Below are 19,996 nucleotides of genomic sequence, written 5' to 3'. Positions count from 1 at the left end.
TAAAAAAAACGTATATTACATTAGTTTAACAGCAACTATTGCGTTATAAATTAGAAATAATTTAAAAATCATGATTTATTATGATTGATAAATCAACAATTTAAAATCAAAATAAAGCATTTATAATAAAAATATATTTAAAATTTTATGAAATCCACAGTTAGATCTTTTGTATTAATTTTATTATTTTTCTTACAAATAAAAAGTTTCTCTCAAGTAAAAAATATTGGAATTCCAGACATAAAAAACTATAAAAGATCAGAATATAAAGGAGGAACTCAAAACTGGAGCATTGATCAGGACAAAAATGGAAATATTTATTTCGCAAATAATAGCGGTCTGATTCAATTTGATGGTTCAAACTGGCACAAATACTCCTTACCAAACAAATCTGAGATTAGAAGCTTAAAAATTGATGCTTTAGGAAGGATATTTGTTGGAGGAAACAATGAATTTGGGTATTTTAAAAATGACGAGAAGGGAATCTTAAAATATCATTCTTTATACAATCTCTTAAGCCCAATAGACAAAGAAAACATTAATCTTATCTGGAGGATTCACATTTTTAATGGAGAAGTTATTTTTCAATCCTTTAGCAAAGTATTCTTTCTAAAAAATGAAAAAGTGACTACTTTAACTGCCCCGCATAAATTTCAATTTTCATTTTTGGTAAACAACCGTCTGTATTTTCAGGACAAAACTTTAGGCCTGCTAGAATATAAAAACAGAAAACTTACCGCAATAAAAGGCACTACTATTTTTAATGATAAAGAAATATGGTCACTCTTTCCATTATCAAATAATAGATTATTATATGCCACTCTAGAAAAAGGTCTTTTCGTATCAGAAAACGGTATTATCAAGCCTTGGGCAACAGAAGCCAACGAGTTTATCAAGAAAAACACCTCTCTTGGAGGAGCCATCATCAAAAACAGATTTATAATACTAAATTCTGTATTAGACGGAGCCATTATCTGCGATTTAAATGGAAAAATAATTCAACATTTAAATCGTCAGAAAGGAATTCAAAACAATACTATTTTAGCCTCTTTTGTAGACAAGAAAAATAATATCTGGCTAGGACTTGATAATGGTATCACTTTTATAAATGAAAACTCACCCTTCTCCTATTTTGATTATAGTTACAATATAGGAACAGTATATGCTTCAACAACCCATAACGGAAATCTTTATGTGGCTACAAACCAGGGATTATTTTATCATGCATGGGGAAGCTCCTTTAAAGACAGTCCGTTTACAAGGGTTGAAGGGACAATTTCTCAAGTTTGGAATATTCAAGTCATAAATAATGTTTTAATATGTGCCAGTAATAGTGGAGCATTAATTATTGAGAACAATAGGGTTTCAAAAATACTTGACAACAAAGGTTATTTCGGATTTAAAAAAATACCCGATCATGAAAACTATATAATAGGCGAAAGTTATAACGGTTTTTCGGTTTTCAAACGATCAGCAACAGGATACGACTATTTACATCAAGTAAAAGGTTTTGACGAAACGACCAATAATTTTTCTGTGGAAATAGATGCAAATTATTTGTGGTTGAAGAAAAATCCGTTCCTATATCAAGTAAAGTTATCGGAAGATTTACAAAGGTTTGATTTCATAAAAAAACATGTTAACATTTCAGAAAAATTTAAAGGAATAAACAGTCTACAGAACATTAACGGTAAAGTATACTTCCAAGTAAAAAATCATTTTTACAGATATTCTGTCGAACAGGAAACATTTTTTGAAGATAAAAAAATAACAAACTTATTCAACGGAATCCCAACTATAAATACCTTAATTGAGGATTCTGCAGGAAATCTGTGGTATGCTTTTAACGAATCACTTGGCGTATTGGTCAAAAATAAAAATGGAACTTTTACTAAGAAACAGGCCATATTCTCTAACTTAACCGGAAATTTGGTAAACAATTATATTTCGGTTAACGCTATAGATCCGCAAAATATTTTTATTGGTTTAACAGATCGTTTAGCGCATTACAATTCGACTATTCCAAACACTTTTATGACAAAGCCGAAAGCTTTTATTGAAAGTTTTACCAATCCTGGAGATACGATTTTAACTGGAAATCTAACCAGCAAACTGGAATCATACAGCATACCTTACAAGTACAATCGTGTCAAATTTACTTTTGCATCGCCAACGTATGAAAATCAGGAAAACGTAATGTATTCGTATAAATTAGAACCTTTTGAAGAAAATTGGCGTGGCTGGTCATCTACAGCGATAAAAGAATATACCAATTTAAGGGAAGGTAATTATGTAATGAAATTAAGAGCCAGAAATAGCTATGGCATAGAATCAAACATTACTGAAGTCGAATTTACAGTATCTCCACCTTGGTACAGGCATTTTCTGGCTTATTTGTTTTACCTGATGCTCATTTTACTTGGAGCATACTTGATCTCTGTTAGGATAAAACTGAAAATCAGAAAAAATAGGTATTACGAAACCATAGAACAAAGAAGATTATACCTAGAAAAAGAATCAAAAATCAGACATGAACAGCATGATTTAGAGAAAGAAATCGAAAAACTGAAAAACGATAAGCTTCAAATTAAAATTTTAGCAAAAGACAAAGAATTAGTAAACAACTCTTTACAAGTAGTTAAAAAGAATAAAGTTTTAAACGGAATTATTCATAAACTGAAAGACATAGACACTGCCATATTAGACGATACTACTAAAGCAGAATTTAGCAAACTTCATAAAAGTATTGTAAAAGAAGTAAACACCGACAAGAGCTGGAAAGACTTAGAAAAACACATTAAAAACGTTCACTTCGAATTTTTAAAGCGATTAAAAGGACAATATCCTACCATCTCTCCTAGAGAATTAGATTTGTCTACTTATTTATTAATGAATATGTCTACCAAAGAAATAGCTGAAATTATGAATATTTCTACAGGCGGAGTTGAATTAGCACGTTACCGTCTAAGAAAGAAACTAGGACTAAACAAAAAAGAAAACCTAATTGGGTTCTTAATGAGTATTTAAAAAGAAAGCCATTCAGTGTTGAATGGCTTTCTTTTTAAATATAATCTAACGTTCTTTCTAAGGCCATGCCTCGCGAACCTTTTATTAATATCATATTAGAATCGAACTTGAAGGTCTTTAGGAATTCAGCAAAGGCATCAAATGTCTCAAAAAACTGAATATTCTCATTCGAAATCTTGTTAGCAAAAAAAGATTTACCCAATAAGAAGCATTGAGCATCATTCTGATTTGCTAAAGAATCGACAATAACCTTATGCTCATAAAGGCTTTCGTCGCCTAATTCGAACATATCTCCAAGAACCATAATCTTATTTTTCTTGTCTAATTGTAGAAAATTGGTAATAGCAACAGCCATACTGCTAGGATTAGCATTATAAGCATCCAAAATAATCTCATTTGATCCTTTTTGCATCATCTGAGATCTATTGTTTGCTGGGATATAATTTTCAATAGCGCTCTTTATATCGCTTTCTTTTACATCAAAATACTTTCCAATTGCTGCTGCTGCATTAATATTATTAGCATTATAAAGTCCGATTAAATGCGATTCTATAGCAAAATCATTGTACTCTATAGCCACAAAAGGATTTGCGGTAATACTCTGAATATTTAAATCTGCATTTTCCTTTTTTACTCCAAAAGTAAATGATTTTATCCCTTTTGATTTTTCAATCTGAATAGGATCTTCTAGATTTACAAAAACAATTTTCTGGTTTGCGGCAAGGTACTGATACATTTCGCTTTTACCAGCAATTACTCCTTCAACTCCACCAAAACCTTCCAAGTGCGCTTTTCCGAAATTAGTTATGTATCCAAAATCAGGTTGCGCAATCTGACATAGAAATTCGATTTCTTTTTGATGATTGGCTCCCATTTCGACAATTCCAATCTCTGTTTCTTTTGTAAACGAAAGCAAAGTTAATGGCACGCCAATATGATTGTTTAAATTGCCAATAGTCGCTTTTGTTTTAAACTTTTTTGACAACACAACATTGATTAATTCTTTTGTCGTTGTTTTTCCATTACTTCCTGTCAAAGCAACAATCGGTAACGCTAAATAAGTTCTATGGAATTTTGCTAATTCCTGAAGTGTTTGCAGACTATTTTCCACCAAGATAGTCCTATCATCAATAAAATAAGATTCGTTGTCAATAACGACAAATAAAGCGCCTAAGTCTAATGCTTCTTTGGCAAATGTATTAGCGTCGAAATTCTCTCCTTTGATAGCAAAAAACATCGAATTATTTTCAATCTTTCTAGTATCAATAGATAAAGAACTGCACTGTAAAAACAAGTTATGAATGTCTTGAATATTCATCTATAATTTTTTTAATAAGTCATAAAAGTAGAAAAAAAACAATAAAAAAATTCCAAATTCCAGACTGAATATTCAGCTTTTGGAATTTGGAATTTTTATTATTTGAATTCCTAAATTTTAGTTTCTAGGAGATTTTCTTTTTTCAGCTTTAGAACCTACTCTAGACATTGCACATCTGAAACCAATATAATCTGTTGCCATATCTTGAGGGAAGTATCTTCTTTGAGCTGGATCTAACCAGTAAGCTCTATCTCTCCACGATCCTCCTTTGTAAACTCTTACTTTATCATCAATTAAAGTTGTACGTTTACTAGAGTTATCATATTTTCTGATCATTTTTCCTAAACTGTCTGTTGTAACGTTGTGCTTAGGAGAGTTGTACATTGCCTGATCTGCTTTAGGTCCAGACTCTGAATCACCAAAATCAAAAAATCTAGAAGATTGTTTGTCACCATCTCTGTAGTTGATGTTATCGCTTGTACTGAAATTTGTTCTCAAGTATGTTTCTTGCTCATCAACTGGAACTTGTGCAATTTCTCCAGGAAGGTTTCTTGCAATAACTTTACCGTTACTTAAAGTGTCATATTTAATAGTAGATGTTGTAACGATTTCGATTTTACCATCTTTACCAATTTTGTTTTTAGCATATTGGTTACCTCTGTAATAGTTGAAATCATTTGCTTCGTTATCAATAATAGGTCTGTAAACGTCAGCTACCCATTCTGCAACGTTTCCTGCCATATCATATAGACCGAAATCGTTTGGCGCATAACTTTTCACAGCATTTGTGATATCTGCTCCATCATCTGACCAACCTGCAATTCCACCGTAATCACCGTTTCCTTGTTTAAAGTTAGCCAATTGATCACCTTTGTTTTTACGTTTGTTAGAACGTGTGTAATCTCCAGACCAAGGATATTTCTTTTGTCCTTTGTAGATATTGTACTCTCTTTGTCCAACATCAGCAGCAGCAGCATATTCCCATTCTGCTTCAGTAGGAAGCCTGTATTCTGGTAAAATAATTCCAGAAGAACGTTGTGCATATACATTTGTCTGTTCAGGTACTACACCGTCTTTTCCTGCTTTTGGTTTTCTTCCATCAGGGCTTTTCTTTAATACGATTTCTTCGCTTGCACCGCGTGATGTACTTGGAGACATTAAATATCCTTCCGTATTAAATGCATTTTCAGCATTAACATCATTTGTTTTAGCTCCTTTTTTAAGATATCCGCTTTTCTCTAAAACAGCCTCGTTTACACGGTCTGTTCTCCATTTACTAAATTCAACAGCTTGAATCCAGTTAACACCAACTACAGGATAGTTAGCATAAGATGGGTGTCTTAAATAGTTGTTAGTCATCGTTTCGTTATATCCTAAACGATTTCTCCAAACTAATGTATCAGGAGACGCTCCTTCGTAAATGTTTTTGTAATTTTCTTCTGTTGGTGGAAAAACTTTCTTTAACCACTCTAGGTATTCTAAGTACATACCGTTCGTAACTTCGGTTTCATCCATATAGAATGATTGAACGTGTTGTTGAGTTGGCGTGTTATTCCAATCGTGCATAACATCATCCTGTACTTTACCCATAGTAAACGTACCTCCTTCAACAAAAACCAAACCAGGACCAGCCTGTTGTTTTTTACCTGCATTTCTGGCAGCAGTTCCATTCTGACTATCTACATCCCAGCCAGTAGCTCTAGAAGCGTGAGTGGAACTCGATTTTTTGCTACAACTAGCCGTGCCCAACATCAATACCATTGACATCATTAACTGCAAGACTACAATTTTGTTTACTTTCATACTCATTCTTAGGTGATAAATTTAGGTGCTGCAATATAATAATTAACATTTAATTGGCAACATCTGTTCTAATAATTTTATTTAGCTGTTTTTTACCAGAAAATAACCTTTAGTTACGAACGCAAAAATATACTTTTTATTATTACTATAACATGAAATACTATATTTTTACTTACTAATTATTTTTTAATTAAATTTCGCCTTTTTAACCGATGAAGCAAGCATTTCTAATTTACTTTTTTTTAATTCCAATTCTCTCGTTTTCACAGACAAATGGGACTATAACAATCGATTGGCAAAACAAAAAAGAGGTAAATTATGGCGAAAACAAAATCACAATTCCATACTTCTCAGGAAGCAGTTTTCGCTTCGACATTACAAAAAAAAGCATAATATTGCTTCAAAATCTAAATCAATCTGGCATTTCAGCTGGCAGTTCTGCGCAAATTAGCAACATTGTTTACGAATCAATTTCCAGAACAGATTTAGGCGATTTAACACCTGAAAACATCCCTGAAAAACCAAACGAATCGGTAATTGTGACCAACGCAAGAGACATACAATATTCTTTCCTTTCTTTGTCTCCTATAATTAAAGAAGGAAACAGCTACAAACGAATAAAGTCCTTTTCTTACTTTATTAACAATACAACCGCACGAACTGCATCTGTTTCCTCGTTTCAAAAATCTGCCGCAATTGTAAATTCTGTTTTGGCTTCTGGAGATTGGTATCGCTTTTATATTCAGAAATCAGGAGTTTATAAAATAGACAGGTCTTTTTTACAAAGCTTAGGTTTCGACGCATCTAAAGTTGATCCGAGAAGAATCAAAATCTATGGAAACGGAGGACGAATGCTTCCTCTTGCCAACAGTGCTTATTATCCTAATGATTTAACAGAAAACGCAATTCAGATAGCTGGCGAAAACGACGGTGTTTTTAACAATGAAGATTATATTCTTTTTTATGCTGAAGGAACTGACAACTGGAATTCCGAAAGCCAAACCAACATTAACTTATACGACAACAAGTCCTATTATTATATCACCGTTTCTGGCGGTGATGGAAAGCGAATTCAGAACCTAAATCAACCGACAGGAAACAGCACTTTAGAGTTAAACACGTTTGATGACTATCAATACCATGAAATTGACCAAACCAACATTGTGCATCTTGGACGTCAATGGCTCGGAGAATCATTTGACATTAATCAAGAGCAGGAGTTCACTTTTAGTTTTCCAAATCTTGACACTTCTGTACCTGTGAAAATAGAGTTAAGCGCAGCCGCTGCGTCTTTAACGCCTACTTCTTTTGCCATAACAGCCAACGGACAAAGCGTAGGTTCTATAAGCTTCCCATCTTTAATAGCTAACTCTGACACGAAATACACAATAGGCAAACTCCCTGCAAATGCTCAATTTACTGGAACAGACAATATCAAAATAAAACTTACTTATAATAATAATGGTGTTCCAGGATCAAAAGGCTATTTAGATTACATCAACCTAACTGCAAAACGAAAACTTTTAGGCACAGGAAAACAATTTCATTTTCAATACAACGCTGCGGGTTCTACAGCTGGAATTGCCAATTATACAATTGGAAACGCATCAGGAATAACTCAAATCTGGGACGTTACAGACCTATACAATGCTTCTAAAATTGAAAACACCAATCTGCCTTCTTTTAGCTTTAAAGCTAATTTAGGAGAGGTTAAAAAATACATTGCAATAGATCCTTCTGATTATTACGCTCCATTAAAAGAAAATCAGTCAAAAATTGCCAATCAGAATTTAAAAGGAACACTTTTTAGAAACAGCCAAAATATTTTTCAGGATATTGATTATGTTATAATAACTCCAAAATCTTTAGCTTCTCAAGCCGAGAGATTGGCCAATTTCCATAGAACAAACTCCCATTTAAATGTAAAAGTTATTGCATTAGAAAACATCTATCAAGAATTTTCTTCTGGCAAACAAGATATTGTCGCTATCAGAAATTGTATCAAATATATTTATGACAATGCTTCGTCTACAGAGAGAAAAGTACGCTACATAAATCTATTCGGAGATGCTTCGTATGATTACAAAGACAGAATTTCGAATAACACTAATATTGTACCTATATATCAATCCTTAATAAGTAATACCGTAGGTGAAGCTTCATTTGCTTCTGATGATTTTTACGGATTGATGGACACTAACGAAGGAGTTGTCATTCCGTCTCTTGCCGGAATTGATATTGCCTTAGGAAGAATGTTAGTTTCAGACAATGCGCAAGCGCAGGAAATGGTAAATAAAGTTTTAGAATATCATGACACAAAATCTTATGGGAACTGGCGAAACAATGTAGTTTTAATTAGCGATGACTCCGACAAAGCAGGCGACCAGACTTTACAAGCAAACCAAAATGCTCTTGCAGATCAAATCGCGACTGAAAAACCTTTTTTCAATATCGACAAAATTTTTCTAGACGCTTACACTCAAGAAGCTTCTGCAGGCGGATCGAGATACCCAAAAGCAAGAACCGACTTTTTTAATGCTTTTGAAAAAGGTGCCCTAATATTTAATTATTTAGGACATGGCGGCGAGGATGGATTGGCCAGCGAAAGAATTTGGGAGAAATCTGATGGACAAAACCTTACCAATCAATACAAATATCCACTATTCATTACAATCACATGTGAATTTTCTCGTTTTGACGATCCAACAAGACCTACAGCTGGAGAATATGTGTATTGGAATCCAAAAGGAGGTGCAATTTCAATGCTGACTACAGTTCGCGAAATCGGACAGACAAACGCCGAAGAATTCAACAGAACAATTAACAAAAACCTTCTTTCTTATGGCTCAAATCAATACAATACTATTGCAGAATCCTTAAGAATATCCAAAAATGAAAATCCGAGCTCTTCTAGCAATGTTGTATTTTATATCGGCGATCCCGCTTTAATGCTCGCTATTCCAAAACCGAGAATTAATTTAACAAAAGTAAACGATATTGTGATTTCGCAAGCAATTCCTGATTTGAAATCATTGTCAAAAATTAAAATTTCAGGAGAAATCACAGACGAAAACAACATCCTTTTAAGCAATTATAATGGAGAATTGGCTACCGCTATATTTGACAAATTAATTACGAATACCACTTTAAATAATGACGGTTTTAGCCCTCCAATGCAATTTAAGACTCTTGGCGAAACCATTTTTAGAGGAAATGCATCAGTTACCAACGGTCAATTTGAATTTAGCTTTGTTGTTCCTAGAGACATTAGAATCCCTGTTGACAATGGCAGAATCAGCTTTTATTCAAAAAAAAATGAATCATTAGAAAACCAAACTGGCTATAATAATACCATAAAAATTGGAGGAATTAACGAAAATGCACCTCAGGACAATATAAGTCCAAAAGTGAAGTTATATATGAACGATGAAACTTTTGTATCTGGTGGAATTACAAATGAATCGCCATTTCTTTTGGCTTTTTTAGAAGATGAGAACGGAATTAATACAGCAAGCGGAATCGGACATGATATTGTCGCTATTTTAGATGGAGACGTAAGTAATCCTTACATTTTGAATGATTATTATCAGACAAAATTAGATGATTACACCAACGGAAATCTACGTTTTCCATTCCGAAATTTAGCTCCTGGACTGCATACCGTAAGTTTTACCGCTTGGGATGTTTACAATAATCCCGTTACGAGTGAGATTCAATTTACAGTTGTAGGAGATGATTCTTTGACATTATCACACGTTCTTAATTACCCAAATCCATTTTCAACTTATACACAATTTTGGTTTTCCCATAATAGACCTTATGAACCATTAGACGTACAAGTTCAGGTGATGACAATTACAGGAAAAGTAGTCTGGACAAAAAACCAAACTGTTACAACAGAAGGGTTTTTATCAAGAGAAATAACATGGGACGGAAGAGACGATTTTGGCGACAGAATCGGAAAAGGAGTATATATTTACAAACTGACTGTAAAATCGAATTTAACAAATAAAAAAGCAGAAAAATACGAAAAGCTTGTCATCCTATAATATTATATATATTTGCACTACCAAAACACTAATCCCATAAATGAAAAAACTATCACTTTTACTAATTTGTATTTTTAGCATTTACACCTCAAAGGCCCAGGAATCAAGGCCTATTGTTACTGGAGTACCTTTTTTATTAGTCGCTGCTGATGCTAGAGCAGCTGGTTTGGCAGATCAAGGTGTAGCCACTTCTGCCGACGTTTTCTCACAACAATGGAACCCTGCCAAGTATGCATTTTCTGAAGATGCACAAGGCCTTTCCATCAGTTACACCCCTTATTTGACAGATCTCGCCAATGATATTTCGCTAGGTCAGGTTACGTATTACAACAAAATCAACGAGCGAAGTGCATTTGCAGGAAGTTTTCGTTATTTTGGTTTTGGAGGAATCGAGTTGAGATACACTGGAGACCCAAATGAAGCGGTGCGAGAAGTAAATCCAAACGAATTTGCTTTAGACGGATCATACTCACTTAAATTAAGTGAAGAGTTCTCTATGGCAGTTGCTGCTCGTTTTATTAACTCGAATTTAAAAGTCGCTTCAGAAGAAGTTGATGCCACATCTGCAAGTTCATTTGCGGTAGACGTAGCTGCTTTTTACCAATCGGAAGAAATTGCTTATCAAGATTTCAACGGTAGATGGAGAGCTGGTATCAACCTTCAGAATATGGGGCCAAAAATCAGTTATGATAATGACAATGTAAGTTCAAACTTCCTACCAGCTAATTTAAGATTAGGAGGAGGATTTGACTTTATTTTTGATGATTACAACAAACTTACTTTAAGCGCTGAACTTACTAAACTTTTAGTTCCAACTCCTCCAGGAATCGGAACACCTGTAGATGTAAATGGTGACGGAGACTTTGATGACCCTGAAGATATTTCTCAACAAGAAGCAACAGATATCGGCTATAGAAATTATAATGATATTGGCTGGTTTGAAGGAATGTTCAAATCTTTTGGAGATGCACCAGGCGGATTTAAAGAAGAAATGAAAGAAGTAACCTACAGTATCGCTGGAGAATATATGTATCAAGATGCTTTTGCATTCCGTTTAGGATACTACCACGAAAGCCCAGAAAAAGGTGCTAAACAATTTTTCTCTTTAGGAGCAGGATTTAAATACAACATTATGAAAATTGATGTTTCGTACTTATTCTCAGCATCTAAAATAAAAAACCCGTTAGAAAACACGCTTCGTTTCTCTTTAACGTTTAACTTTGGAGACAAATACGACACTTATTAAGAAAGGCGATTAACATAAAAATAATTCAATCCAAATTCCGGCATTTTAGGAATTTGGATTTTTTTTCCCTTATAAACAGATGAAAGAAATTAATTTAACCACTTCATTTACACTATTTGATAATTTAAATGAACTTCCAGCCGAAATTCAAGATTTAATGAACCAAGCTGTCGAAATCAGAAAAAAAGCTTACGCCCCTTATTCACAATTTAAAGTTGGCGCGGCTTTACTTTTAGATAATGGAAAAGTTATCTTAGGTTCTAATCAAGAAAATGCAGCTTATCCGTCTGGACTTTGCGCAGAACGCACTGCTATTTTTTATGCAGGAAGCGCATACCCGGAGGCCAAAATCTTAAAAATGGCAATTACAGCCGCTTCAGACCTCAATCAGACTACTGCCCCTATTCCGCCATGTGGATCGTGCCGACAATCAATCGCCGAATACGAAATAAAACAAGATACCCCTATTGAAATCTATTTTATGGGAGAAATTGGTGAAATTTATAAATCATCATCCCTAAAAAATTTGCTCCCATTGATGTTCGACAAAAAGTTCTTGTAAAAAAAAGCCAAAAAGTAGCGTTTTAATTTTAGTTCTTAAATGTAATGTCTTATTTTTGCATCCCGACCTTTCGGGCGCAAATTTGTGGGAGGAAACTATTTTGCGTTACAGGCACAATAATCGATAACACAAACAACTTTAGCAAAAGAAAGAATTCAGATGAAAGAAGTTACAAAAGAGGTATATTTAAAGTGGTATGAAGACATGCTACTTTGGAGAAAGTTTGAAGACAAACTTGCAGCGTTATACATCCAACAAAAAGTTAGAGGTTTTCTACACTTATATAATGGTCAAGAAGCTGTACTAGCAGGTGCTTTGCACGCTATGGATTTGACCAAAGATAAAATGATTACTGCTTACAGAAACCACGTTCAGCCAATCGGTATGGGAGTTGATCCTAGAAACGTAATGGCAGAACTTTTAGGAAAAGCAACAGGAACTTCTAAAGGTATGGGAGGTTCTATGCACATTTTCTCTAAAGAACACGGTTTTTACGGTGGACACGGAATCGTAGGTGCTCAAATCCCAGTTGGGGCGGGTATCGCTTTCGCAGATAAATATTTTAATACTGGCGGTGTTACTATGACTTATTTTGGTGATGGTGCTGCTAGACAAGGTTCTCTTCACGAAGCTTTCAACATGGCTATGTTATGGAAACTTCCAGTTGTATTTATCGTTGAAAACAACGGTTATGCAATGGGAACTTCTGTAGAAAGAACTGCAAACCATACTGACATCTGGAAACTAGGTTTAGGTTACGAAATGCCTTGCGGACCAGTTGACGGAATGAACCCTGTAAAAGTTGCCGAAGCAATGCACGAAGCTATCGAAAGAGCGCGTCGCGGAGACGGACCAACTTTCCTTGAAATGAAAACGTACCGTTACAGAGGACACTCTATGTCTGATGCACAATTATACCGTTCTAAAGAAGAGGTTGAAGAGTACAAAAAAATCGACCCAATTACGCAAGTTCTTGACGTAATCTTGGATCAAAAATATGCTACTGAAGAAGAAATTGAAGTAATTGACCAAAGAGTTAAAGACTTGGTTGAAGAGTGTGCGAAATTCGCTGAAGAATCTCCATACCCAGACTTAAAACAATTATACGATGTAGTATACGCACAAGAAGACTATCCATTTACACCTCATAAATTATAATATCATGGCGATTAAAGTAACAATGCCTCGTTTGAGCGATACTATGACTGAAGGAACGGTAGCAACTTGGCTTAAAAAAGTAGGCGACAAAGTAAGCGAAGGTGATATCTTAGCTGAAATTGAAACAGACAAAGCAACAATGGAGTTCGAATCTTTTAACGAAGGAACTCTTTTACATATCGGAATTCAAGCTGGAGAAACTGCTCCTGTTGATTCATTATTAGCAATCATTGGTAAAGAAGGAGAAGATATTTCTGCTCTTTTAGCTGGTGGTGACGCTCCTACTGCTGAAGCTCCAAAAGCAGATGCTCCTGCTGAAGCAAAAACTGAAACTGCTGCTCCTGCAAAAGCTGCGGCTGAATTACCAAAAGGTGTTATAGTTGTAACTATGCCACGTTTAAGTGATACAATGACTGAAGGTACTGTAGCAACTTGGTTGAAAAAAGTTGGCGATACAGTAGCTGAAGGAGATATCTTAGCAGAAATTGAAACAGACAAAGCTACTATGGAGTTTGAGTCTTTCAATGCTGGAACATTATTATACATCGGAATTCAAGAAGGAAGCACTGCTCCTGTTGACAGCTTATTAGCTATCATTGGGCCTGCAGGAACTGACATTTCTGGAGTTGCCGACAACTTTACTGCTGGCGGCGCTGCAACTGCAAGTGCTCCTGCTGCTGAAGAAACAAAAGCCGCTCCTGCTGCACAAGCTACAGAAACTGTTGCTGAAACTTCAAACGGAGGAAGAATTTTAGCTTCTCCATTAGCTAAAAAAATCGCTTCTGATAAAGGAATCTCATTAAATCAAGTTAAAGGATCTGGAGAAAACGGAAGAATCGTAAAAAGCGATATCGAAAACTTTACTCCATCTGCTCAAGCACAAACTGCTGCTTCAGCTCCTGCTGCTAAACAAGAAGCATCTGCTCCTGCTGCTCCAAAAGTATTTGTTCCTGCTGGTGAAGTTTACACAGAAGAGATCAAAAACTCTCAAATGCGTAAAATCATTGCAAAACGTCTTTCTGAATCTTTATTCACTGCTCCTCACTACAACTTAGTGATCGAAGTAAGCATGGACGAAGCAATGCAAGCTAGAGCTGCTATCAACAGCGTTCCAGATACAAAAGTATCTTTCAACGATATGGTAATCAAAGCTTGTGCTTTAGCATTGAAAAAACACCCAAAAATCAACTCTACTTGGAAAGAAGATGCTATCATCATCAACCACCACGTAAATATTGGTGTTGCCGTAGCTGTTGAGGACGGATTAGTAGTTCCTGTATTGAAATTTACAGATGCTATGAGTTTATCTCAAATTGGTGGATCTGTAAGAGATCTTGCTGGAAGAGCTAAAAACAAAAAACTTGGACCACAAGAAATGGAAGGAAGTACTTTTACAGTATCTAACCTTGGTATGTTTGGTATTACTGAATTCAATTCAATTATCAACCAACCAAACTCTGCAATCCTTTCTGTAGGTGCAATTGTTGAGAAACCAGTAGTTAAAAACGGTCAAATCGTAGTTGGAAACACAATGATGTTATCATTAGCTTGTGACCACAGAACAATTGACGGTGCAACTGGAGCTCAGTTCTTACAAACATTAAAACAATACATCGAAAGCCCAGTTACAATGTTGGCGTAATCGTTGTTAATTTTATAATTAAATCCCGTTTTGTTTATTCAAAACGGGATTTTTTGTTTAATTTTCATCCTCAAATTCAAAACCTCACAAAATGAAGAAACTAATTCTTGTCGCTTTATTTCTGACAGCAATTGCTTGCCAGAAAAAAGAGCAAACAGAAAAAACAGCTGCTGTTGCAGACGAACACAGTTACTCTAAACCAGAACTTGCTATTGCAAAGCATCTTGATCTTGATATCAAAGTTGATTTTGACACACAAACTATTTCTGGAAAAGCATCTTGGACAATTGACAACATCAGTAAAGGAAACGAAATTATTTTTGACGAAAACACTTTAAACATTACAAAAGTAACTTTAGGTGACGACGAAAAAGAAACAAAATTCGAGCTTGGTGCAGCCACAGAATTTCACGGAAAACCACTTCATATTACAATCGAGCCAAACACAACCAAAGTAAATATTTATTACAATACCACTAAAGATGGTGTAGCTTTGCAATGGCTAAAACCAGAGCAAACTGCCGACAAAAAGAAACCTTTTGTTTTCTCTCAAGGCGAAAGTGTTTGGTCTAGAACCTGGATTCCGTGTCAGGATTCACCAGGAATTCGTTTTACTTATAATGCAAAAGTTACGGTTCCTAAAGATTTATTGGCGGTTATGAGCGCTGTAAATCCGCAGAAGAAAAATGACACTGGAATTTATACTTTCAAACAAGACAAAGCAATTCCTTCTTATTTAATGGCAATTGCAGTTGGAGATATTGAATTTCAAGCAATCGATAACAGAACTGGAGTTTATGCAGAACCATCTGTTCTAAAAAGCGCGGCGTACGAATTTGCTGAACTTGGAAAAATGGTAAATGCTGCTGAAAAATTATACGGACCATACAGATGGGGACGTTATGATGTTTTGGTTTTACCTCCAAGTTTCCCTTATGGCGGAATGGAAAATCCGAACTTGACTTTCTTGACTCCTGGAGTACTTGCTGGAGATCGTTCGCTTACAAGTTTGTTAGCACACGAATTAGGGCACAGCTGGAGCGGAAACTTAGTCACAAACGCAACGTGGGATGATATTTGGTTAAACGAAGGTTTTACTACTTATGTTGAACATAGAATTGGAGAAGCTATTTTCGGGAAGAAAGAATTTGACATGCAAAACGTTATCACCAATAAAGAATTGGTTGACAATGTTGCCGAATATGGAGACACAAGTCCAGATACGAGATTAAAAGTTAGTTTGACAGGAAGAAACCCTGATGACGGAATCAGCATGATTCCTTATGTAAAAGGATATTCTTTTTTAAGAGTTATTGAAAATGCGGTTGGACGCGAGAAATTTGATCCGTTTATTAAGAATTATTTCGATTCTCATGCTTTTCAATCTATTACAACAGAAGATTTCGTCAAATATTTGAATGAAAACCTAATCAAAGGCGACAAAGTTTTAGCAGATAAAATCCAATTGGACAACTGGATTTACAAACCTGGAATCCCATCAAACATTCTTCCAGTTAGCTCTGCAGAATTTGATGCTATTGACGTAATCCAAAAAAGCTGGAGAGAAACTGGTGTTGCAGGTTTAAGCAAAAAAATCACTACAACTGCAGAAAGACAACATTTTATAGATCATCTTCCTGCTGATATCACAGTTAAAGAAATGGAAGCCATTGACAACGAATTCAACTTTACAAAAGGCGGAAATTTCATTATCAAACGTCAATGGTTTGTTCAGGCATTACGTCATCAATATAAACCTGCCTATCCTGCAATTGAGCAATTTTTAATCGGAATCAGCAGAACAGGTTCTGTAATGATGCTTTATAAAGAAATGGTTAAAACTCCTGAAGGAAAAGTTTGGGCTAAACAGGTTTTTGACAAAGCTAAATCTGGTTATCATGCTACAACTATTCAAGCTGTTGAAGGGGTTTTGAAATAAATAATTACAAACAATTTCGTTTATAATTTTATATCCCGAAGGGATTACATATCGGTAGAAAAAAAATTACGATCGTTTCTATTGTCCCGTCAGGGACTAAACCGATTCGTCATAATGTATAGTCCCTAACGGGACAAATGACCATAATTCGCGCTATTCTTTTTCTACCGATATGCAATCCCTACGGGATAAATCATAATGTTAAATCCCCGATTACAATATGTAATCGGGGATTTTTTGTTTCAAAAAACAATCAGGGAAAATTATCCATCACATAGCGTACTTTCTCCATGTTCTAAAATCTGCAATCGTCGCAACTTTGTAATATCAAAAGACAACAACAAATAACAACTTTAAAAATTAAATAAAATGGCACGATTAACAGCTTTAAACCCAGAAGAAGTAACAGGAAAAACTAAAGATTTATTCAACGCAGTTCAGGCAAAATTAGGCGTTGTACCAAACATGATGAGAACAATGGGAAATTCTCCAGCGGTTTTGGAAGGATATTTAAACTTAAGCGGCGCATTGAGCCACGGAAAATTAAGCGCAAAAACAGGTGAATTAATTGCCTTAGCCGTTTCAGAAAGCAACTCTTGCGATTACTGTTTGGCAGCTCACACCTTTATTGGAGAAAAACTAGTAAAAGCAGATCCAGCGGTTTTACACGCTGCAAGAACAGGAAATTCTACTGATGCAAAAACAGAAGCGATTTTACAATTAGCAAAAACATTAATCAGTAAAGGCGGCTTAGTAAATGACGAAGATGTAAACAAAGCTAAAAACGCTGGAGTTTCTGACGCTGAAATTGCAGAAACTATTGGTCATGTAGCTTTAAACGTTCTGACAAACTACTTTAATAACGTAGCCAATACAGAAATTGACTTTCCAAAAGTTTCCAACTTGGAATTGCAAAACTAATCTAGACGACAAAAAACAAGTTATAGAGATAGTTGTGAATTCATTTCATAACTATCTTTATATTTTTAAAAATGAAACCGAATATGAGCTCTCAGAATGTTTTCACTTTAATCAATCCGCAAAACGGTAATTTGGCTTTTAAAATTCTTCCTTTTGACGACAACAGCCATTTTGATCATTTACAGCGCAACAATTACTACTCATTAATTTGGGTGACCAAAGGAAAAGGCAAAGTAAAAGCTGATTTTGCGGAGCATCATTTTGAAGAAAACTCTCTTCTTGCCTTTTCGCCTTATCAGCCTTTTATGCTTTGTGTGAATGAGCCAATTGAAGGAGTTGCGATTCATTTTCATCCCGACTTTTATTGCATTCACATGCATCAAAAAGAGGTTTCGTGCAATGGCGTTTTATTCAATAACATTTATCAGCCACCTTATGTTCAGGTTACAGAACAAGCGGAACAGACTTTTAAAATGGTGATTGACCAAATGAAAGCTGAGATTCAAAATGCAGAATTAGCGCAGTACGAATTATTGATTTCTTATTTAAAGATCTTTTTAATTACAGCTTCAAGATTAAAAACAGAACAATTAGAAGACATGAAATCGGTTCCAGATTCAAAAGAGCCTTTAATTCTTCAAAGCTTGAAAGATGCAATTGAACTCAATTTTAAAACTAAACATTCAGCTGGAAATTATGCTGAGTTATTAAACATTTCCCCAAAAGCATTAGCAAAATTGTCTAAGAATTATTTCAACAAAACCTTAACCGATTTGATTTCAGAAAGAATTATTATTGAAGCTAAAAGAGAATTATACTTGACTAATAAAACAGTAAAAGAGATTGCCTACGAATTAGGTTATGATGACGAACATTATTTCAGCCGTTTCTTTAAAACCAATGCAGATGTTTCACCTCAAATGTATCGTGAAACTGTTGGTTTTGGCAAAATGGAAGCCTAGTTTAGAGTTTTCAGTTTTCAGTCGCAGTCTTCAGCAATTACAGACTTGAAAACTGTGACTATTTGTTCTTCGCTTCAATCCATTTTGACATATACATCGTGCTTTTAAAAGCGTGATGTTGCAACAAATTCCCCATAAAATTATGAAGACGATGGCTTTTTGAATCAATCAAAAATGAATTTGTCAATGAAATCAATTTCTCTGAATAATCCTTTTTTTGATAGCATTTATTTATGATTTCAATTCCATTTTTTTGAGATTGTTTCCAAAGATTTTCATTCTGGTAAAGCTCAATCGCTTTTTTAGCAAATTCTGCTGAATCATCTTCAATGAAACCATTCCAAGGCAAATTTGCATGCATGGCTTCAGAACCAACAGAAGTAGTTATGCTTGGCGTTCCACACTGCATGGCTTCCAGCAATTTTCCTTTTAATCCTGCTCCAAAACGAATTGGCGCCAAAACTACTTTTGCATTTTTTACAATTTCATTGGCGTCTTCTGCCCTTCCCATAATGTAAAAACCGTTTTTAGGCTGATGCAATTGCAATACTTTTTGTGACGGATAAGCGCCAAAAACCTTCAAAACTGCTTCTGGAAAATCTTTTTTTACAGAAGGCCAAATGGCTTCTTTCAAATATTGAACGGTATTCCAATTGGGTTCATGAAGAAAATTTCCAATAAAAACAAAATCATTTCGGTTTTCAAAAGAAGGCAATTGCTGCAAATCTTCTTCTTTCATTTCATCAACTAAAAAAGGAAGATAAAAAAGTAAGTCTTCATTAATCCTGAAAACCTCTTTTAGAATATTCATTTCAAATTCTGAAATAATCAAAGATAAATCGCAACGCAAAATACTGGCAATTTCTCTTTTTGCCACTTCTTCTGACAATAAATCTTCTAATTCAAAAATGCGGTTTTCTTTGAAAGCTTTTTGCCTTGCAGTTCTTAAACAATGTAAATCTTCTGTATCTAAAATTCGAATCGCTTTTGGACACTTTTCAACAACTCTCCAGCCAAATTGTTCTTCGATCATAAATCGATCAAACAAGACAACATCTGGATTTAATTCGGCTACAAAATCATCAAAACTTGAAGAATTAAGTTCGATGCTTTTTTTTATTACTCCAAATTCAGATAAATCAACCATAAAATCGCTGTCCTGAGCCGCGCTTGCAAATGTAATTTCAAATCCATTTTCCTTGAAAATAGAAATCAATTGCATCATTCTTCCGCCTGCAGCAGAAGACTTTGGCTCGGGCCAAACGAACCCAACAATTAAAAGTTTTTTTATTTGATTCATAAACTTTGTTTCACATTACAAAATAATGCTTTTTTCCGCGGATTTGCACCCAATTTCCTGAAATTCGGT

At 34.8% G+C, this 19,996-nt stretch carries 12 protein-coding genes; 9 read left to right on the top strand and 3 right to left on the bottom strand.

Annotation, left to right across the window (positions count from 1 at the left end; translation table 11 throughout):
• The first annotated feature begins 147 nt into the window (after positions 1–147).
• A complete protein-coding gene (locus PQ463_RS20740) occupies positions 148–3,027 on the top strand; it encodes a triple tyrosine motif-containing protein (RefSeq protein ID WP_274255293.1) in 2,880 nt (959 codons plus the stop codon).
• Between the two features lie 34 nt (positions 3,028–3,061).
• Here PQ463_RS20740 and PQ463_RS20735 read toward each other — a convergent pair whose 3' ends face one another.
• Together PQ463_RS20735 and gldJ are read right to left on the bottom strand one after the other, a co-directional pair.
• A complete protein-coding gene (locus PQ463_RS20735) occupies positions 3,062–4,345 on the bottom strand; it encodes a UDP-N-acetylmuramoyl-tripeptide--D-alanyl-D-alanine ligase (protein WP_274255292.1) in 1,284 nt (427 codons plus the stop codon).
• Positions 4,346–4,462: 117 nt separating this feature from the next.
• Complete coding sequence (gene gldJ / locus PQ463_RS20730; RefSeq protein WP_111426152.1) at positions 4,463–6,148, bottom strand: gliding motility lipoprotein GldJ; 1,686 nt, start codon at positions 6,146–6,148, stop codon at positions 4,463–4,465.
• A 212-nt stretch (positions 6,149–6,360) separates the two neighbouring features.
• Here gldJ and porU point away from each other — a divergent pair, with 212 nt between their 5' ends.
• From porU to PQ463_RS20690, 8 genes are all read left to right on the top strand, one after another.
• Complete coding sequence (gene porU, locus PQ463_RS20725; protein ID WP_274255291.1) at positions 6,361–10,197, top strand: type IX secretion system sortase PorU; 3,837 nt, start codon at positions 6,361–6,363, stop codon at positions 10,195–10,197.
• Positions 10,198–10,237: 40 nt separating this feature from the next.
• A complete protein-coding gene (gene porV, locus PQ463_RS20720) occupies positions 10,238–11,443 on the top strand; it encodes a type IX secretion system outer membrane channel protein PorV (RefSeq protein ID WP_274255290.1) in 1,206 nt (401 codons plus the stop codon).
• Positions 11,444–11,522: 79 nt separating this feature from the next.
• Positions 11,523–12,005 carry a cytidine deaminase gene (gene cdd / locus PQ463_RS20715; RefSeq protein WP_274255289.1) on the top strand — a complete coding sequence of 161 codons (483 nt, stop codon included), beginning with the start codon at positions 11,523–11,525 and terminating at the stop codon, positions 12,003–12,005.
• Positions 12,006–12,164: 159 nt separating this feature from the next.
• On the top strand, positions 12,165–13,163 hold the full coding sequence (gene pdhA, locus PQ463_RS20710; RefSeq protein ID WP_111379359.1) for a pyruvate dehydrogenase (acetyl-transferring) E1 component subunit alpha: 999 nt from the start codon (positions 12,165–12,167) through the stop codon (positions 13,161–13,163).
• Positions 13,164–13,167: 4 nt separating this feature from the next.
• Positions 13,168–14,805 (top strand): dihydrolipoamide acetyltransferase family protein, encoded by a 1,638-nt coding sequence (locus tag PQ463_RS20705; protein WP_274255288.1) that lies wholly within the window; start codon positions 13,168–13,170, stop codon positions 14,803–14,805.
• 91 nt (positions 14,806–14,896) lie between these two features.
• On the top strand, positions 14,897–16,744 hold the full coding sequence (locus PQ463_RS20700; RefSeq protein ID WP_274255287.1) for a hydrolase/aminopeptidase: 1,848 nt from the start codon (positions 14,897–14,899) through the stop codon (positions 16,742–16,744).
• Between the two features lie 369 nt (positions 16,745–17,113).
• Positions 17,114–17,665, top strand: a complete 552-nt coding sequence (locus tag PQ463_RS20695; RefSeq protein ID WP_274255286.1) for a carboxymuconolactone decarboxylase family protein — start codon at positions 17,114–17,116, stop codon at positions 17,663–17,665.
• Positions 17,666–17,736: 71 nt separating this feature from the next.
• Positions 17,737–18,627 carry a helix-turn-helix domain-containing protein gene (locus PQ463_RS20690; protein WP_274255285.1) on the top strand — a complete coding sequence of 297 codons (891 nt, stop codon included), beginning with the start codon at positions 17,737–17,739 and terminating at the stop codon, positions 18,625–18,627.
• 58 nt (positions 18,628–18,685) lie between these two features.
• Here PQ463_RS20690 and PQ463_RS20685 read toward each other — a convergent pair whose 3' ends face one another.
• Positions 18,686–19,927 (bottom strand): glycosyltransferase family 4 protein, encoded by a 1,242-nt coding sequence (locus PQ463_RS20685; RefSeq protein ID WP_274255284.1) that lies wholly within the window; start codon positions 19,925–19,927, stop codon positions 18,686–18,688.
• Between the last annotated feature and the right edge of the window lie 69 nt (positions 19,928–19,996).

It is taken from the genome of Flavobacterium sp. KACC 22763, from assembly GCF_028736155.1.
Taxonomy (GTDB): domain Bacteria; phylum Bacteroidota; class Bacteroidia; order Flavobacteriales; family Flavobacteriaceae; genus Flavobacterium.
The sequence above is the reverse complement of the archived record's forward strand: the minus strand, read 5'-3'. Positions and strand labels throughout refer to the sequence as shown.

Bases quoted from the DNA above. Each gene is read 5' to 3' on its own strand.
- pdhA (WP_111379359.1), top strand. From the start codon at position 12,165: ATGAAAGAAGTTACAAAAGAGGTATATTTAAAGTGGTATGAAGACATG.
- PQ463_RS20735 (WP_274255292.1), bottom strand. From the start codon at position 4,345: ATGAATATTCAAGACATTCATAACTTGTTTTTACAGTGCAGTTCTTTA.
- porU (WP_274255291.1), top strand. From the start codon at position 6,361: ATGAAGCAAGCATTTCTAATTTACTTTTTTTTAATTCCAATTCTCTCG.
- porV (WP_274255290.1), top strand. From the start codon at position 10,238: ATGAAAAAACTATCACTTTTACTAATTTGTATTTTTAGCATTTACACC.
- PQ463_RS20685 (WP_274255284.1), bottom strand. From the start codon at position 19,927: ATGAATCAAATAAAAAAACTTTTAATTGTTGGGTTCGTTTGGCCCGAG.
- cdd (WP_274255289.1), top strand. From the start codon at position 11,523: ATGAAAGAAATTAATTTAACCACTTCATTTACACTATTTGATAATTTA.
- PQ463_RS20695 (WP_274255286.1), top strand. From the start codon at position 17,114: ATGGCACGATTAACAGCTTTAAACCCAGAAGAAGTAACAGGAAAAACT.
- PQ463_RS20690 (WP_274255285.1), top strand. From the start codon at position 17,737: ATGAAACCGAATATGAGCTCTCAGAATGTTTTCACTTTAATCAATCCG.
- PQ463_RS20740 (WP_274255293.1), top strand. From the start codon at position 148: ATGAAATCCACAGTTAGATCTTTTGTATTAATTTTATTATTTTTCTTA.
- PQ463_RS20705 (WP_274255288.1), top strand. From the start codon at position 13,168: ATGGCGATTAAAGTAACAATGCCTCGTTTGAGCGATACTATGACTGAA.
- PQ463_RS20700 (WP_274255287.1), top strand. From the start codon at position 14,897: ATGAAGAAACTAATTCTTGTCGCTTTATTTCTGACAGCAATTGCTTGC.
- gldJ (WP_111426152.1), bottom strand. From the start codon at position 6,148: ATGAAAGTAAACAAAATTGTAGTCTTGCAGTTAATGATGTCAATGGTA.